Annotated in this window: 11 protein-coding genes; 9 read left to right on the forward strand and 2 right to left on the reverse strand. The window is 30.7% G+C overall.

Annotated elements, in window-relative coordinates; all coding sequences use genetic code 11:
• Positions 1-5,738, reverse strand: a 5,738-nt coding sequence (locus HA144_RS03595) for a cadherin-like domain-containing protein (RefSeq protein WP_209042584.1), incomplete at its 3' end; no start/stop codon positions are given.
• Between the two features lie 322 nt (positions 5,739-6,060).
• On the opposite strand from HA144_RS03595, the gene HA144_RS03600 reads away from it, so the two are divergent.
• From HA144_RS03600 to HA144_RS03610, 3 genes are read left to right on the forward strand one after another with little or no spacing between them, the layout of a single operon-like run.
• The gene (locus tag HA144_RS03600; RefSeq protein WP_209042586.1) at positions 6,061-6,783 is read left to right on the forward strand and encodes a peptidylprolyl isomerase; all 723 of its coding nucleotides are present in this window, start codon (positions 6,061-6,063) and stop codon (positions 6,781-6,783) included.
• 1 nt (position 6,784) lies between these two features.
• A complete protein-coding gene (locus tag HA144_RS03605) occupies positions 6,785-9,703 on the forward strand; it encodes an ABC transporter transmembrane domain-containing protein (RefSeq protein WP_209042588.1) in 2,919 nt (972 codons plus the stop codon).
• On the forward strand, positions 9,703-10,719 hold the full coding sequence (locus HA144_RS03610; protein WP_209042590.1) for an HlyD family secretion protein: 1,017 nt from the start codon (positions 9,703-9,705) through the stop codon (positions 10,717-10,719). The genes HA144_RS03605 and HA144_RS03610 overlap by 1 nt, the downstream gene beginning before the upstream one ends.
• Positions 10,720-10,742: 23 nt before the next feature.
• Here the strand turns inward: HA144_RS03610 and HA144_RS03615 are convergent, their stop codons facing one another.
• A complete protein-coding gene (locus tag HA144_RS03615) occupies positions 10,743-10,967 on the reverse strand; it encodes a DUF6447 family protein (RefSeq protein ID WP_209042591.1) in 225 nt (74 codons plus the stop codon).
• 206 nt (positions 10,968-11,173) lie between these two features.
• Between HA144_RS03615 and HA144_RS03620 the strand changes: the two genes are divergently transcribed.
• From HA144_RS03620 to HA144_RS03645, 6 genes are all read left to right on the forward strand, one after another.
• On the forward strand, positions 11,174-11,692 hold the full coding sequence (locus HA144_RS03620) for a hypothetical protein (protein ID WP_209042593.1): 519 nt from the start codon (positions 11,174-11,176) through the stop codon (positions 11,690-11,692).
• 106 nt (positions 11,693-11,798) lie between these two features.
• Positions 11,799-12,620, forward strand: coding sequence for a prepilin peptidase (locus HA144_RS09550; protein WP_209042595.1), 822 nt, complete (start codon positions 11,799-11,801; stop codon positions 12,618-12,620).
• 75 nt (positions 12,621-12,695) lie between these two features.
• A complete protein-coding gene (locus tag HA144_RS03630; protein ID WP_209042597.1) occupies positions 12,696-13,013 on the forward strand; it encodes a hypothetical protein in 318 nt (105 codons plus the stop codon).
• 87 nt (positions 13,014-13,100) lie between these two features.
• On the forward strand, positions 13,101-13,739 hold the full coding sequence (locus HA144_RS03635) for a pilus assembly FimT family protein (RefSeq protein ID WP_209042599.1): 639 nt from the start codon (positions 13,101-13,103) through the stop codon (positions 13,737-13,739).
• Between the two features lie 127 nt (positions 13,740-13,866).
• Entirely contained in the window at positions 13,867-14,430 is a 564-nt protein-coding gene (locus tag HA144_RS03640; RefSeq protein WP_209042601.1) for a prepilin-type N-terminal cleavage/methylation domain-containing protein, read from the forward strand.
• 24 nt (positions 14,431-14,454) lie between these two features.
• Complete coding sequence (locus tag HA144_RS03645) at positions 14,455-16,740, forward strand: hypothetical protein (RefSeq protein WP_209042603.1); 2,286 nt, start codon at positions 14,455-14,457, stop codon at positions 16,738-16,740.
• Positions 16,741-16,746 lie beyond the last annotated feature (6 nt).

The raw sequence follows: 16,746 nt of genomic DNA on the forward strand, positions 1-16,746 counted from the left end.
ATAGTGAAATCGAATATTTTATCTCCCTGAGAAACATCAAACTGATATGCAGAAAGATTTAATTTTTGGACTTCTGGTTTGGTGACGTCTTGTACACTAGAGACTTCAAAAGAGTTAGCTAAACCTAAATCTAAATCAAGTATTTGTGAACCCCAAGGACTAATGTAATTCCCGGCATTATCTCTAAGATAAATATTAGCTAAAGTCCATACTCCCTGTTCTGAATATTGAGGTATTGTTAATTGACCAGCAAATGTGCCTTCTAAAATATCACCACTAATTAAATTACTATCATTAACACCATAGGAAATGCTTTGATCTCCACTTGGACTTTGGTACGTTATGGATGCATGACTAATACCACTTAAATTATCTGATGCATCAATAGTGAAATCGAATATTTTATCTCCCTGAGAAACATCAAACTGATATGCAGAAAGATTTAATTTTTGGACTTCTGGTTTGGTGACGTCTTCAATACCACTTATTGAAGGTAAAATGTTGAATTTATTTTGTGCTTCAATCTCTCCTCCATTACCATCTATAACTTTATATTCAATGTTTATTGATCCAGTCTTTCCTGATACAGGATTAAATGTATATGTTCCATCATTATTTTTAAGTAGATAATTATTACTAGAAGCTAGACCGGGAACTAGATTAATAGAATTGCCCATTCCCGCATGGTTTGCACAATAATATTCAAATGAATCAGGATTGTTTTGAGGTGTTTTAAGTTTTATGCTTGCTCCATCTACTCCTTGAGATCCATTTATTTCTATTGAGTATTCATCATTATTAGTTTTAAATCTTAGAGGATGATTACTTAAACTTGAATCAGATACATCAAATGTGTATACCGTTCCTTCTTTGACATCTAATTTTGGCGCTTGAACTCCATCAAAATAAAACTTTCCATTACTTGCAGTAACAACAATAGATTTTTCTTCAAAAGGAACGATATTTAAATCTGATATCTCTAGGTTATCGCCATCAACATCGGTGAATCCCGCAAGTAAATCCGAAGATTTAATGGTGTATGAAGAATCTTGAGTTCCATTATTTAACGTAATTTGTGATCCTGTTAATTGAGGTGCGTCATTTACTGGGTTAACTGTTAAAGATGCTTTGGCCGGAACAGATGAGACATCAATGTTGTCTAATATAATTTCTCCTCCATAACCTTTAGCTACATGTTCATTAAATACTTGCTCAAGTTCTGCCCATGTTGGCTTAGTGAAGCCATTAGCAATAGTTACATTGTTGTTGTAGTCTGATTCAGTAGTCCAAGATCCGTTAGCAGACCAACCAATTTCAGGATTTATAAACCTTATAGCTTGTTGCCAATCAGATTCTTTATCACCAAACTTGTGGTTACTACCTGCTTGAAAACCTGGAGCGAAGGAAATTTCTCCATTTATAGGTCCTCTGGGGTTAACTTTTAAAACGATATCTATAGAACCGTCATCATTTTGTTCATATGATTGTTCAGTATTGAAATTTCCTTGGGGATGTGGGTTATGAAGACTTAAATCAGATACAATATTAATATCCAATCCGTTAGATGAATTTATATATACATCCTTAAATAATGGATCACTTGAGGTGTTCTCAAAAAATAGCTTTAAATTATTATTTGGCAAATCATCGTAAGAGTCATATCTTATCCTTACTTCCTGAGGCTTATCCCAGTTATCCTTGTTAAAGGATATAGAACTACTTTGAATTTCTCCTCCGTAACCTTTAGCTACATGTTCATTAAATACTTTCTCAAGTTCTGCCCATGTTGGCTTAGTGAAGCCATTAGTAATAGTTACATTGTTGTTGTAGTCTGATTCAGTAGTCCAAGATCCGTTGGCAGACCAACCAATTTCAGGATTTATAAACCTTATAGCTTGTTGCCAATCAGATTCTTTATCACCAAACTTGTGATTACTACCTGCTTGAAAACCTGGAGCGAAGGAAATTTCTCCATTTATAGGTCCTCTGGGATTAACTTTTAAAACGATATCTATAGAACCGTCATCATTTTGTTCATATGATTGTTCAGTATTAAAACTTCCTTGGGGAGGTAGGTTATCAAGACTTAAATCATCTCCAATCTTAATATCCACCCACCTAGAATTATTTATATATACATCTTTAAATAATGGATCACTAGAAGTGTTATCAAAATATAGGTTAAAATTATTTTTTGGTAAATAATCGTAAGAGTCATATCTGATCCTTATTTCCTGAGGCTTGTCCCAGTTTTCTTTATTAAAAGATATGGAACCATTTTTAATTTCTACACCATCGTCATTGGTGATATGAAGATTGTCAAATTCTGTAGTTAAGGAAATTTCTCCATTTATAGGTCCTCTGGGATTAACTTTTAAAACGATATCTATAGAACCGTCATCATTTTGTTCATATGATTGTTCAGTATTAAAACTTCCTTGGGGAGGTAGGTTATCAAGACTTAAATCATCTCCAATATTAATATCCAAGCCGTTAGATGAATTTATATATACATCCTTTAATAATGGATCACCAGAAGTGTTATCAAAATATAGTTTGAAATTATTTTTTGGTAAATCATCGTAAGAGTCATATCTGATCCTTACCTCTTGAGGTTTATCCCAGTTATTTTTATTAAATGTAATTTGATTCTTAGAAACTTCCGAATTTCCAGTATTAACTGAATCAGAAACTTGATAAGAAAATTCAACCTCACCGTGCCAATCAGCATTAGGTTCAAATTTCCAAATATTAGTATTAGTCTTTGTTAGATTTCCTTGCTCATTCGATACTGTTAGGTTGACTATGGAAAGTGAATTAATTACATCGTTAGAATAATTGGCTAAAAAATCATGTTTCTTTATCAGTTTACTAGTATCTTCATCAATAGAACCAAGATCTATTGGTCCTCTTACTACTGGAGGTTTATTAATAGATTCAACAAATTCAATACTATTGTTTGCAGGGGTAAATCCTCCATTCCCATCAACAATGGTATAGGCTAAATCAACTTTGCCAGTCCAATTTTCATCTGTTGTAAGGGTCCATTTTTCATTAAATGAAATGTTTTCTAATGAGCCATGACTTGCAACTAAATTATTGATTAGAAGAGTATCACCATCAACATCTTTATAACCTTCGATTAGATCTGTTATTTGAATTATGTATGGAACTCCTTTAATACCTTCAGTAAATGAGGTTACCTGTCCTGTTAACTCTGGGGCATCATTAACAGGATCTACAGTTAATGATGCTTTAGCTGAAATAGTCGAAGATTTAGTCTGATTTAAGATTATTTCTCCGTTAGAACCGACTGAGTTCTCGCCGAAATCAGGCACAAAAGATAGATCTCCAATAACACTTTCATTCTGTGGAAGAGAATTAGCAGTAAGTTTTATGACGAGATCTATCGAGCCGTTTTCACCATGTTCAGTTGAGTAATCAGTGGAAATCCAACCATCAATAGGTGGAGCACCAACGCCATTACCGTTTACTGGAATATTTAAAGTATTTTGATGCTTGTAAATTTTTTCGTCTTTAAATTCACCGGTAGAGGTATTTTCAAAGAATAAATCAACACTAGTTTTTGGAAGGTCTTCAAAAGAGTCATATTTAATTCTTATTTCTTGTGGCTTAAACCAATTTTCTTTATTAAAAATTATTGGAGAATTATTTTGAATTTCGCCTCCAAATCCATTGGCAATATGTTTCTCGTAAACCTCAACGACTTCATCCCAAGTTGGCTTTGATGTTGTGCTATCAACCAAAAAGTATTGGTTATAGTCAGATTCACTTGTAATCGGAGTTGTTCTGCCAAGTTCAAAACGCCAGCCTTTACCTGGTCGAAGAATATCAAAGATATTAACCCAATCCTCATCAAGACTTCCTAGGACTCTTGTTGGATCCTCATTAAAATTAGCTAGGAAGGATAGATCTCCATTAAGAGGTAGCGAATTAGTAGTAAGTTTTACAACGACATCTATAGAACCATTTTCACTATGTTCAGTTGAGTAATCGGTGGAAATCCAACCATCAATTTGTGGAGCCCCAAAGCCATTACCATTTACTCCAATATTTAAAGTATTTTGACCTTGATAGATTTTTTGGTCTATGAAGTCATTAGTTGAGGTATTTTTAAGGAATAAATCAACACTAGTTTTTGGAAGGTCTTCAAAAGAGTCATATTTTATTCTTATTTCTTGTGGCTTAAACCAGTTATCTTTATTAAAGAGAATCGAATTTTCATTCTGATTTGAATTTTCTTGAATACCATAGGATATTTCAATATCCCCATTCCAATCTGCCTTTGGTGAAATTTTCCAAGAAGTAGGCTCTGATTCAAATATCTCATTAATTTCTAGGATACCTTCCCCTTTTGAAATTTTTAGATCAGTAATTGATGAAAGATAGGAAGAAATTAATTCACCAGAGTCATTTAATAAAAGATCAGATTTAGTAAAAATTAAATTATTATCTTCATCAATAGAACCAAGATCAATCAGGCTCGTAATGGTTTCTTTATTCTTCTGCCAATCAAGAAATTCTTTGCTTAACTTGACTTCTACAATCCCAGACGATGACATATTGCTGGGATCTTCAAATCTACTAGCCCAATCTCTACCATATACATTATTGTTAGAAACCCATAAAGAATAATCAGAACCATAAAAATCTGAAAAATCTATAGAAGTTGGGGAAGAATCAGCCCATTGAATATCATTTGAAAAAGCAGACCAAGATGCATCTTTGATTGTGATCTGTGATCCATCAGCCCATTGTAAGTTTCCTTCAACATTATTTTCTTTATTTGTAAGTCCAATCCATTTACCAATTTCACTATTATTATTTTCTGCGAATGTTTCCCATAAGAATTGGTTTTCTTCAACACTATTAATAGAAACTAAATTACCACCAAGTTTTTCTGCTTGTTCTTTGGCTTCACTCCATGTAGAAGCGCCAAGTTCAAAATAAATGGAATCTTCAAATTGATAATATGGAATTTCTGCTAGGCCATTTACAGGCAAACCGGATAAATCCTGCGTTCTGAGGTCATTTGTAAAATGTCCCCATGAACCAGCATTGTTAGTTATTGGATATGCATTAAATCCAATAAATTCTCCTAAATCAGACCCTCCCCATTCAACTTTAATGTCATCAAGTAATATTGAACTGTAAGTTCCGAAAACTTCTATCCACATCATATTAGTAATATCTGTATTAGTGAAATTAGCTTTGTCTCCTATATAACCTTCAGACGCAGTTATCTCTCCTGAAATCCATTTGCCACCTGTAGATGTTGCTCCAAAGACAGGAAGGGGGTCGTGGTAATCCGCAATTGGTTCACCTCTATCCATAAATGATTTACCCCAGTGATATCCAATCCATAGTGATTTGTCGTCGACTTCAGCACTTAGTTTTTCACTGATAAAATTATTCTCTTCTAAATCATTAATCGTTACTAGATGTCCACCTATCGCATTAGCTTCTAGCTCAGAGGTGAACCAACTAAGTACATTACCTCCTTGTCCACCAACGACTGAGTAAATACTGTTTCCAAAAATATATAAATCATCAGTCAGGCAATAAGCCGATTTTGAATAATCATATTCTTCAATTTCTTTGGGTTCAATAATATTGATTGGTTTTTTATCTGTTTCGTAAGCAGCAGAATTTAGATCTGAATCCAAATCCAAATCTTGAGTAATATTATAATTTTCATCGTCAAAGGCGTTGTCCATGCAGGTTTAAACCGGAGTTAATTACAACGAAGAATAAAGAGGATGAATCTTAAAAAATCTAGATAACTAGAAATTATAGTTTTATTATACTTTGTTTTGGTGCAAATTTTGTCTAATATGCCCATTTATTAATCTAAATCTAAAGAAAAAATATGAATAAATTTACTAGCTTTTGTAATGGTTTTTACAGATTTATATTGATTTAATACTTTAAGTATTTTAGAAAAAAATTCTTGAAAGTTTTCAGGTTAATTTTTCGTGTTAAGGTAGGGAATAGTTTTCTAACTCTTTAGAAGATTTTCAAAATAAATTTTTTTTGAAAATGCCTAATCTCTCAAAAGAAAAATTAGCTATTTGGGGACTGTATAGAAAAATTTCAACAGAGCAGCTTATTGATAGTAAAGTTGAGGAAATAGAAGTTAATCAATCTTCTATTAAAGAAATTTTAGATAATTGGATTAAATCAAATAAAATAAGATCTAATGAGGAGTTGGAGAATTGGAAAAAATATAATGGATTAAATAATACTGAATTTACGAAGTTTGTTGTAAGAACCTGGAAGTGGAAAGAATGGTGCAAAAAAACATTTGCGAAAGAACTTCCCTCTTATTACTTAAAAAGAAAACCACTTTTAGACTCTATTACTTATTCGATACTTAGAGTTAAAGATGAAAATCTTTCATTGGAACTTTTTTTAAGAATTAAAGATAAAGAGTCTTCTTTTAAAGAACTTGCTATCAAATATTCTGAAGGACCTGAAGCTAATAGCGGTGGATTAATTGGTCCAGTTTCTATGACAAATGTACACCCTGTAATAGCAAAATTATTGACAATTAGTGAATCTGGACAACTGTGGCCTCCTAGAAAAATTGAGGATTGGTGGATTATTATCAGATTAGAAGAACTAAAAAATACAGAATTAAATGATCCGATAAAAAATATGCTTTCCATGGAACTTGGGAATCAGTTTTTAGGAAAAGAATTTGAGAAAATTAACAAACTAAATCAAAAAGAAAATAAAACAAGTGGACAAATTAGTAAATAAAATGAAAACGAAGCAAAATTCCTGGGAATTAATTCTTTCATCAATAAAATCAGTAAGTGTTACTAATAAAAATCTTGTAAAAAAATTTACTTTAAAAGAGGCTGAAATATTCGTAGAGGAAGGTGAATTACCAAGGGGTGTTTTATTACTTAATAAAGGAAAGATTAGAGAAATAAGTATTAATGAAGATAAAGAACCATTTACTACAAAAGTTTATGGTTATGGAGAATTTGTAGGTTTTGACCATCTTCTCAGAGAAGAAAAATCTGTAAAAATGATCGCATCCTCAGATGTTGAAGGACATTTGATGAAGGCATCTGATTTTTTAAATTTATGCATAGAGTCCACAGATTTTCTGAAATACTTTGGAAGATGTTTTTCTCAAGAACTCTTTTACTTGATTAAAAAAAATAATCAAGTAAATGATGAAGAGAATTCTTCTCTTCTTAATTGGAGCAAAATAACAACTGAAAATCAAATAAATTCAATCTTCATATCAAAAGGAACTCATAATTTTGATAAAAAATTTGATAGACATTTTGTTAGCAGTAATAATTTTAAAGGTTTAAATGTAGGAGAAATTATAAAGGGACCTATTGCTCTTGAAGTTAACGGTAATTTACCTGGGAGATTGATCCCTATAGATTTTGATATGCCAAGCTCAAAGGATCTTATTCCAGTGGCATTAGATGAATTTAATAGGGAAGAAGAAACTCAAGAAATAAAAGAAATGGAATCTTTAGAAGATATATATGGAAAAATTAGAAAAGATAATAAATATCCTCATTGTAAAGGTTCTGGATTAAGTGATGAGCTCTTAGCCACCTTAAGAATGATCTCTAGATTTTATGATTTACCTTTTAAAAAAGACTTCGTCAAAAAAATTATTGATGGACAACTTAAGGAAAATAAACTAAACATTAATCAGATTGCTGCCTTTTGTGATTTGATTGGGCTAAAGGCTGTTTTTCTAAAACCATCTAATAAATCAGAATTATCAAGAATCCCACTACCTGCAGTTTTTTTAAGAAATGGTAGACCAATAATTATTTGGGAAAGGCAGAATAATAGATTCTTCATTGGAGATCCAACCAAAGAGCAAGAGTTTTTAGATATTGATTTAATAATAGATTCTTCTAATGAAAGTTTAGAAATTCTTTCAGTAGAGCGAAATAAAGAGTCTCCAAAAGCTCGATTCGGCTTGAAATGGTTTTTGCCTTCAATCAAAAAACATAAATATGCTTTGATTCAGGTTGTAATAGCAAGCTTCTTCGTTCAATTATTAGGTTTATTAAATCCTCTTCTTATACAACAAATTATTGACGCAGTAATTAGTCAAGGCAATTATTCAAGTTTAAATATTCTTGGGACACTTCTCATCTTTATGGCATTTAGTCAGGCTTTATTAGGTTCCTTAAGAACTTATCTTTTCAGTGATACAACTAATAGAATTGATATGACTTTAGGGACTTCAATCATCCGCCATTTGTTGAGATTACCTCTCCCCTATTTCAATAAAAGACCTGTAGGAGAAGTAAGTGGAAGAGTTGGAGAACTTGAAAAAATAAGAAGTTTTCTGACTGGAACAGCCTTGACAGTTTTACTTGATTCTTTCTTCTCTGTTATCTATATCGCCGTTTTACTTAGTTATTCAGTTCAATTAACAATTTGGGCGTTAGGGGTTTTGCCTCTTTTTATAGCTTTGACGATTTTTGTATCTCCAATACTTCAAGCGCAACTTAGAAGAAAAGCTGAAGCATCTGCGAGAGTAAATAGTCATCTTGTTGAGAGCCTTTCAGGGATGGAAACAATTAAAGGCCAAAAAATGGAACTATCTACTCAATGGCGTTGGGAACAAATGTATGGAGAACAGATTCAAGCTGGATTTAAAAATACAGTTACAAGTACCGCAGCAGGTTCGATAAGTAATTTTCTTCAACAGCTTTCAGGTTTAATTATTATTTGGGCTGGAGCAGCAATGGTTTTACAAGGTAAATTAACTCTTGGACAGTTAATTGCTTTTAGGATTTTGTCTAATTATGTTACCAGCCCTCTTTTACGGTTAGCTAGTTTATGGCAAAATTTTCAGGAGACATCTATATCCCTTGAGAGATTATCAGATATTGTTGATCATCAAGAAGAGATTGAAATAGCAGGTGAAAACTTACCTCCAATTCCTCCAGTTATAGGTGAAATTATTTATGAGAAAGTGAATTTCAGGTTTACTTCTTCAGGTCCTTATCAATTGTTAAATGTTAATTTCAAAGTTAAGCCAGGTACTTTTGTCGGAATTGTAGGAAGTAGTGGTTCAGGGAAAAGTACTCTATTAAAATTATTAACTAGATTATATGAACCAAACAACGGCTCTATAAAAATTGACGGGCATAGTATTTCAAAGGTAGATCTTTATTCACTTAGAGAGCAGATTGGTGTTGTTCCTCAAGATAGTTTACTTTTCGATGGAAGCATACAAAGTAACATAGCTTTGACGAAGCCTGATTCTTCTTATGAAGAAATTATTAATGCAGCCAAATTAGCTTGTGCACATGAGTTTATAGAAAAATTACCTTCTGGTTATACCAATAGCGTGGGTGAGAGAGGTTCTGGTCTTTCGGGTGGACAAAGACAAAGAATCGCAATAGCAAGAGTTATTCTAAGAAAACCAAAATTATTGATTTTAGATGAGGCAACAAGTGCCTTAGATGTAGATACTGAAAAGAGAGTTATCAGGAATATCTTGGATACCTTTAAGGGGTCAACTATTTTATTTATAAGTCATAGACTCAGTAATTTAAGAGATGCCGATAACATTTTATTAATGGATGAAGGTAGTCTTGCTGAGGAAGGAAATCATGAAGATTTGATGGCTCTTAATGGAAGATATACAACTTTATATAATCAGCAAGAGGCAGCCATATAATGAATATCTTTCAATTCATTAAAAATAAATTTAGAGATTTCAAAAATAAGAAAGGCGAGTCTCAAGAAGTGAAATTTAAATCAACTAATAAATTGAGTATTGCAATTCTTTGGTCAATAATAGGATCTTTTGGAGTTGGAATAATTTATGCTTCAATTTCAAAGATTGATGAGGTCGTTATCACCAGAGGAGAATTGCAAGCAGTAGGAGCTGAGAGACCTATTAAATTGCCATTTGACGGTATTGTTGAAAGCATAATGATAAAGGAAGGAGATGAGGTATTGATTGGCCAAGATTTAATTAAATTAGAGTCAGATATTTATTTAACTAATAAGGCAAATTTAGAAATTCAATTAAAAAATTCAGAGGAAATTTTATTAAATGAAAAAGATATTTTAAAAAGATTTGCTCAACTTATTCAAGAAGGTGCAGTATCCTATCAAGATTATCTATTACAAAAAAACAAAGTTGAGGAAAATAAATCAAAAATAAATCAATTAAAGTCTGAAATAAATGAAATAGATTATCAATTAAAAAAAACGGTGTTAAAAGCGCCCTTAAAGGGTAAAGTTTTCAATCTAATTCCATCTAGCTCTGGGTATTATGGCTCAAAAGGTGAAACATTATTGGTAATAGTTCCCTCAGAGGAATTGGAGGCAAAAGTATTCTTTAACAATGCTGATATTGGATTTGTTAGACAAAATATTCCTGCTGAAATAAGAATTGATTCATATCCCTTTACTCAGTTTGGACATATTGATGGACAGTTAAAAAAACTTGGAGAAGAATCATTACCTCCTGATCAGTTTAATCCTCAGGCAAGATTCCCTGGATATGTAAAGCTGAATAAACAGTTCCTTGAGAAAAAAGGTAAAAAATATAATTTACAATCAGGACAGACTCTATCAGCCAATTTTATTGTTAGAAACAAACCATTAATTACACTAGTAACTGATGTAATAGCTAATGCCTGGGATAGCTTAAGAGGTATAAAGACAGAGGGAAGTTTAAACTAAAAATAATTAAAACAATTAATATTTTATGATTCTAAAGGGGTTACATCCTTTAATTTCTCTTTTAGTTTTTCACTAATTGATTGTCTGGACATACTAATTAGCTTTATTGTGTCACTATACATTTTTAGTTGAGCTTCACAGACTTGAAGACCTGTCACATCGTTTTTAGCTTCATCAGATAATGATTCATAATCATATTCTTTGTCTTCAAATTTTATTTTCTTTAATTTTTTTGCTGAATCTGTCATGATTTATTCTAGAAAAGTAGATAGTTAGTTTAATTTTAAATCATTAACCATCGATACTTCAATAATTATTAATGATTTCAAAATAAATTTATTATTAAAATCTATTCAAATAAAAGTAAATATCCAGTTATTTAGATTAAATTATTAATTATAAATTTAAATTAAGAACACTATTAAAGATTTATAATAATAAAAAGGTTTTAAATATGCCTAAAAGAACTCAACTCAATATCAATATAAATGAAAAACTTTTAAAAGCTTTAAAGATCAGTGCTCTAAAACAAAATAAAAACTTAAGTGATTTAGTCACAGATATTCTTGAATCTTTTGTATATAAGTTAGGTAAAATAGATTTTTCTAAGCCTTTTTCTGATAGAGATGCTTTAAATTGTACAAAGTTTATGAAAGCTTTATTTAATAAAAAATTTGAATTAGGAGTATACAATAATAAAGAAATCGCTTTTGAAGAATTTATTTTTTACGTAGAAAAATTTAATCAATGGGATAAAATTTATACTCCAAAATTAAAGACAGTAATGCTTTCAGAATCTTCAGAAGCATGGAGTTCTAAGGAATTAAATTTAATAACTTCCGAAAGAAATTGTGAATGTCCAATTTATGCAGCACTTAAAGAGTGGACTGGATGTTCTGAATTCCCTTCTCAAGATTTAATTTGTGATTTAGGTAAATCTTTAATACCTGTTATTGAAGCTAATATTAAATAAAAAATTTTGTTTACAAAGATGATTATTTTAAAATTAAACGTTTTCTCATACTTACTGTGATAGATAAATATGTTGCAGAAAATTTATCATTTTAACAATACGACTGATGAATTATTTTTTTGTTTATGCAACTTTCTTTGTACTAGGAGCATGTTTTGGAAGTTTTATTAATGTCATAAGATATAGATTTCCTCGAGACATTTCGATAATAAGTCCTAGAAGTTTTTGTCCTCAATGTAAAACACCAATTCCTTTTTATTTAAATATTCCAATTTTTTCATGGTTTTTTTTAAAAGGGAAATGTAATTTTTGCAAAACTAAAATCTCCTTTTCGTATCCTTTAATAGAATTTTTTACCGCTTCTTTTTTTGTTTTTAATACTTTCTTCAGTAATTATTTTTCCTCAATATACCTTTTAGATTTATTCTATTTAAATATTTTTAGCACCTTATTGATTATCATCTCTTTAATTGATTTTGATAATATGATAATTCCAAATAAGTTATTAATTATTGGATCGTGTTTAGGATTCTTTTTTAATTTAATTAAATATACTTTTTTGGGAAATCAAACTTTTTTGTATGTATTCTACAAATTTATAATTTTATCTTTTTTAGCTTTTATTTTTTTGGAGATGTTAAATCTGATAATTTCTTTCTTTCTAAAAAAAGATGCCTTTGGATTTGGAGATAGTAAATATCTTTTCATGCTATCTACTTGGCTAGGCTTTTATGGAGTTATTTGTACCTTTGTATTGTCTTTATATATTGGAGGTGTAATTACTATTTTTTTGATCATCTCAAAAAAGATAAACTCTTCTGGGAAAATACCCTTTGGTCCTTATTTATCTATTGCTGCTTATGTTGTAAGTTTATTGGGACCAAACAATATAGTTTTATTCCTTAAAAATTTTTATAAACTAGCCTAGATAATTAAAATTTTAAGTTAATGTTCAATTTGAAAATTAAGCAATAAAATAAATAGTAATTGAAGTCTTAAATTAATGAAAATATTTTTCAAATTTTTTTTACTCTCTACAATATCAGTCTTTGTTAATGGTGATGTGTATGCATCTAAATCTTTAGATAAAAAGTTTATGAATAGTTTTAATAACTATAAAACATATGAGAAAGTAATAGAACCTCAAAATCAATTTTATAATTTACTTGGCATTAAAGGATATGCTGATCAAAGGCTTAAGAAAAGTAGTTTCAAATTACGGAATATTTACAAAATAGAGTCATCAAAACAAATAGGTAAATATAGATTAAATGGATCTGATATTAACAACACTTTTAATGAGAGTCTTCAAGATTTTTAAAAAAAATTCTATAAATATTTTTTTAATTTTTTTTATGAATGCATTTTATGGAAATAAGAAATATAGAAATTTTCTATTATAGAAGTTATGAAATTAAATATTAATATTTTCTCTAAAAATAAAAATTTGGAAGAAGGATTCACAATTACTGAACTTTTGATATCAATCGTGATTCTGGCTGTTATGGTAAGTCTTTCAATTCCTAGTGCTTTAAGGTGGATAGAAAAAGAACAACAGAATGCTTATCTAAGAGAGTTAATCAGTTATTTAGAACTTTTAAAAAAAGAAACACGAAGGTGGAATGGGACTTGTGAAGTAAAAACTAATAGTTTTGCAAAAAACATTTATGACCCAATTACACGCAAAAGAAAGTCAGAAAAGGCTTTTATTGTAGATTGCGAAGGAATGGATAAAAACCAAAAACTAAGAATTGCAAGGCAGGTGCCATTAATAGGGGAAAAAGTTTTTCAGGAAACAAGTCAAAAAAATTTTAATTTTACTCCGAAGGGTTATCTTTCATTGCCAGATAATGAAACTAGTTTAGTAATAATTATTGGAGGCAGGTCAAAAGGGAGATTTTACCAAAGACCTAAATGCATATTTATGGAAGCACCAATTGGATTGATTAAGTCTGGGTTTTATCAATCAAACTATTTATTTTTTTCAGATAGAGATGGGAATAGGCAAAACTCTGGATTAAGAAAACAATTTTGCTATGCAATGTAGATCAGAGCGTTTTATTTAAAGAAAATATCAGTATTATCTAATACATAATTAAGGCAAAGATAAGGAGCTACTTGTCTGAAAGTTTAAAATTATTTATATTATAATAGTCATGAATACATTTTTTTTAATGACTTCTTCGTTTAAAAGATACTTAATTAACTACCTTTCTAATAGAAAGCTTAAATCCCAATCTGCTTTTACATTAGTTGAACTTATAGTAGTGGTAGTAATAATTGGAGTTTTATCTTCTATAGCTATTCCTAGTTTCCAAAATGCTAGTGATAAAGCAAAGCAGAAAGAAGCTTCTTCAATGATTGCTTCTTACTTAAAAGCCGCACAAGCTTACTATACTGAATACGGACAAGGCGTTACTTTTTCTTCTCAACTTGGTGAGTATGTAAACGTAACAGGTTGTAGACAATTTGATCCTCAGTATTGCAAAAATAATAACAGCGCAACAGTTAATTGGTCATCTACAAATAGAAATCAGTGGTTTACTCCAACAGGTAACTATAGAATAGAAATGCAATTAAATGGCTCTAGATTAAATTTCTTAGGTTATCCACATAACACTACCTCTGGATTGGGAGTAATTGGTTGCTATGATTACTCTTCTGGAGCAACCAGACTAAAAGAAAATGGTGGAAATGAGAAGGGTACTAATTTTGTAAGGAATATAAACTGCAGTTAACAAAGTGGAAACTAATCTTTTAATGTGAGCAATATTTTTTCTTCAAAAAAAATAAATATTTCTATACATAATAAACTTTTTTATAAAATACAAAATAGGGCTTCAGAAAACAAAGCTTTTGCTTTGCCTCAAATTTTAGTTTTAGCCATTGGAATATCAATAACTTTAGTTGGATTAATGAATGTCTCAATTAACAGACTTTCAACTTCTAAATTAAGTAATGCTGAAATGCAGGCTAAAAATGCAACTGAGTCTGCTTTTAATTCTTTAAGAACTCTTTTGAATAATAGTGGGAATGTACCTTATTACTATTATTGGTTATTAAAAACGTGCTCTATTGACTCCAGCAATAATGAATGCCCAACTTTTGGAGGAGGTAAATATGGAAATCAGTGGCCTGGCTATTTAAATAAAGGAAAATTTCGTGATCCATCTACTTTATATTGGGTAGATACCAATAGTGAATGGTGTGATGGAATATCTTCTCCTACTTGTATTGGAAGACAAGTAGCCCCAGCTTGCTCATATTTAGGCAGAGATGCACGTATTTCCCAAATTCCATGGAACTTATATTCAAATAGTTTGGATATTTTACTCAATGGTGAAGAGAAAAGAATCAGTTCAAGCATTAATAGTTCTAACATTCAAAGTTTTCTAATAAAATCAACCGACTTTGTTGGCGATGAATATGGTGGCGAAAATTCTGTATTGTTTGAGGGATATAACGCATCTTCAAAAGATCCAAATATAAAAAATTCGACTAATAAAATAAGAGCAAATATTGAAGTATTTAAGTCTGTTTCTGATTCTGGATTTGCATTCATTAGTGCAGGTGAAAATGTAAGGGATGAAAATTCACTTTTTTTGGGAAATTTCAAGACCCTTAATAATAAGCAAAAAGGATCTATATTATGGAGAAAAAATATTGATCCCAATAGGGCTTATTTTGAATGTAATAAAATTAAAATGGAATCTGGAATAAAAAATTATTCTAGATTACCTGATAATTCTAATGATGGAGGAGGGCTATGGGTCCAACCACTTGCATTACCTTCCAGACCAATGATAAAGAATCAAGGGCAATTAGGTTCTATTTGGAATCCTTCTACTAACCAGATCGTTTGTCTAGGGGATCAAAAATTTGGTCAATATTTTGGGCCAAACTGCAGATTCCTCGAAAAAGATGGTTTTAATAATTATGCGAATAAAGATAGGACATATACAATAGATGATTTAGTTGTAAGAGGCAAAGATGCTTATTTTGGCATAGTAACTACTGATAAATCGAGAGTTACATTAATAGTAAGGGGATCTATAGATTTAAGTTATGGAGGGAGGATTTGTCACAGACATGGAGGACCTAACGGTAAATGTGGTTCGGGGAAACCAGAAAACTTAACAATCTTATTTCAACAACCTGCACAAAAAGGTGGTAAACAAAGATTAGAATGTTCCTCAAATGGCGGTATAAGATATGTAAAAGATAAAAATTTAAATATCCCAATTAATCATGATAATAATATTCCATTTAACACGTTCAACTTATCATTAGGCACTGGACAAAATAATGAATTTTTTAGTGCTTTTGTTTATGCTCCTGATACGACATTTTCTGTTGCTACTCCAGAAACAATATACTATTCAAGGGCTGGTGAGCCTTGGAATCTTGTCTCTACAGTTAAAGGGGTATACGCTTTAGTAGATTATCCAGGAGGCACGTCTGATCAAAGAACTCCAAAACTTTTTCGTAATATTAAAGGTGGTTTAATACCTTATACAACTACTCCAGACACTTCTTCATGGGATAGAAATACGCATGGATTTGATGACGTTTTTATCATTGCTGCTGGAAGACGAGGAGAAAAATCAAAACCGCAAATAAATAGTATGCTAAATATGGCTCTTTTATGGGATTCAATAGCTGATAATTATTTACTTGTTGGATTCGAATCTCAAGGAAATGATTTGAAATTTGTTGATAGAAATTTAGAAGGACGAGCATGGAAAGTTAATTTAGGAAATAACCCTTGGCTTAAAGATCAAACAGGAGATAGCATTATTCATCACTATGGAATGGAATTAAGACAAGTTTCCGATTTATCGGAGGACTCATCTTTTAAAGGATCTATTTGGGTTAAAAATGCATGTTTTGACAAAAATGGTAAGGGTGAGGTTTCTTGGGACTTCAACAGTAACTATAAAGATGATCTTGTTAAACGTTTTAACTATAATAATCAATATTATTTTGGCGTTCCATATTATAGAGGCAAGTCGATAAAAGTTTGGGATACCTTGAGAACCTTTAATTGATTTTTA

This window comes from Prochlorococcus marinus XMU1404 (assembly GCF_017696175.1).
Lineage (GTDB): Bacteria > Cyanobacteriota > Cyanobacteriia > PCC-6307 > Cyanobiaceae > Prochlorococcus_A > Prochlorococcus_A marinus_X.

What these genes read in the sequence shown, in the direction of transcription:
- HA144_RS03620 (WP_209042593.1), top strand. Translation starts at nt 11,174, where the DNA reads ATGCCTAAAAGAACTCAACTCAATATCAATATAAATGAAAAACTTTTA.
- HA144_RS03605 (WP_209042588.1), top strand. Translation starts at nt 6,785, where the DNA reads ATGAAAACGAAGCAAAATTCCTGGGAATTAATTCTTTCATCAATAAAA.
- HA144_RS03640 (WP_209042601.1), top strand. Translation starts at nt 13,867, where the DNA reads ATGACTTCTTCGTTTAAAAGATACTTAATTAACTACCTTTCTAATAGA.
- HA144_RS03635 (WP_209042599.1), top strand. Translation starts at nt 13,101, where the DNA reads ATGAAATTAAATATTAATATTTTCTCTAAAAATAAAAATTTGGAAGAA.
- HA144_RS03615 (WP_209042591.1), bottom strand. Translation starts at nt 10,967, where the DNA reads ATGACAGATTCAGCAAAAAAATTAAAGAAAATAAAATTTGAAGACAAA.
- HA144_RS03630 (WP_209042597.1), top strand. Translation starts at nt 12,696, where the DNA reads ATGAAAATATTTTTCAAATTTTTTTTACTCTCTACAATATCAGTCTTT.
- HA144_RS03600 (WP_209042586.1), top strand. Translation starts at nt 6,061, where the DNA reads ATGCCTAATCTCTCAAAAGAAAAATTAGCTATTTGGGGACTGTATAGA.
- HA144_RS03610 (WP_209042590.1), top strand. Translation starts at nt 9,703, where the DNA reads ATGAATATCTTTCAATTCATTAAAAATAAATTTAGAGATTTCAAAAAT.
- HA144_RS09550 (WP_209042595.1), top strand. Translation starts at nt 11,799, where the DNA reads ATGAATTATTTTTTTGTTTATGCAACTTTCTTTGTACTAGGAGCATGT.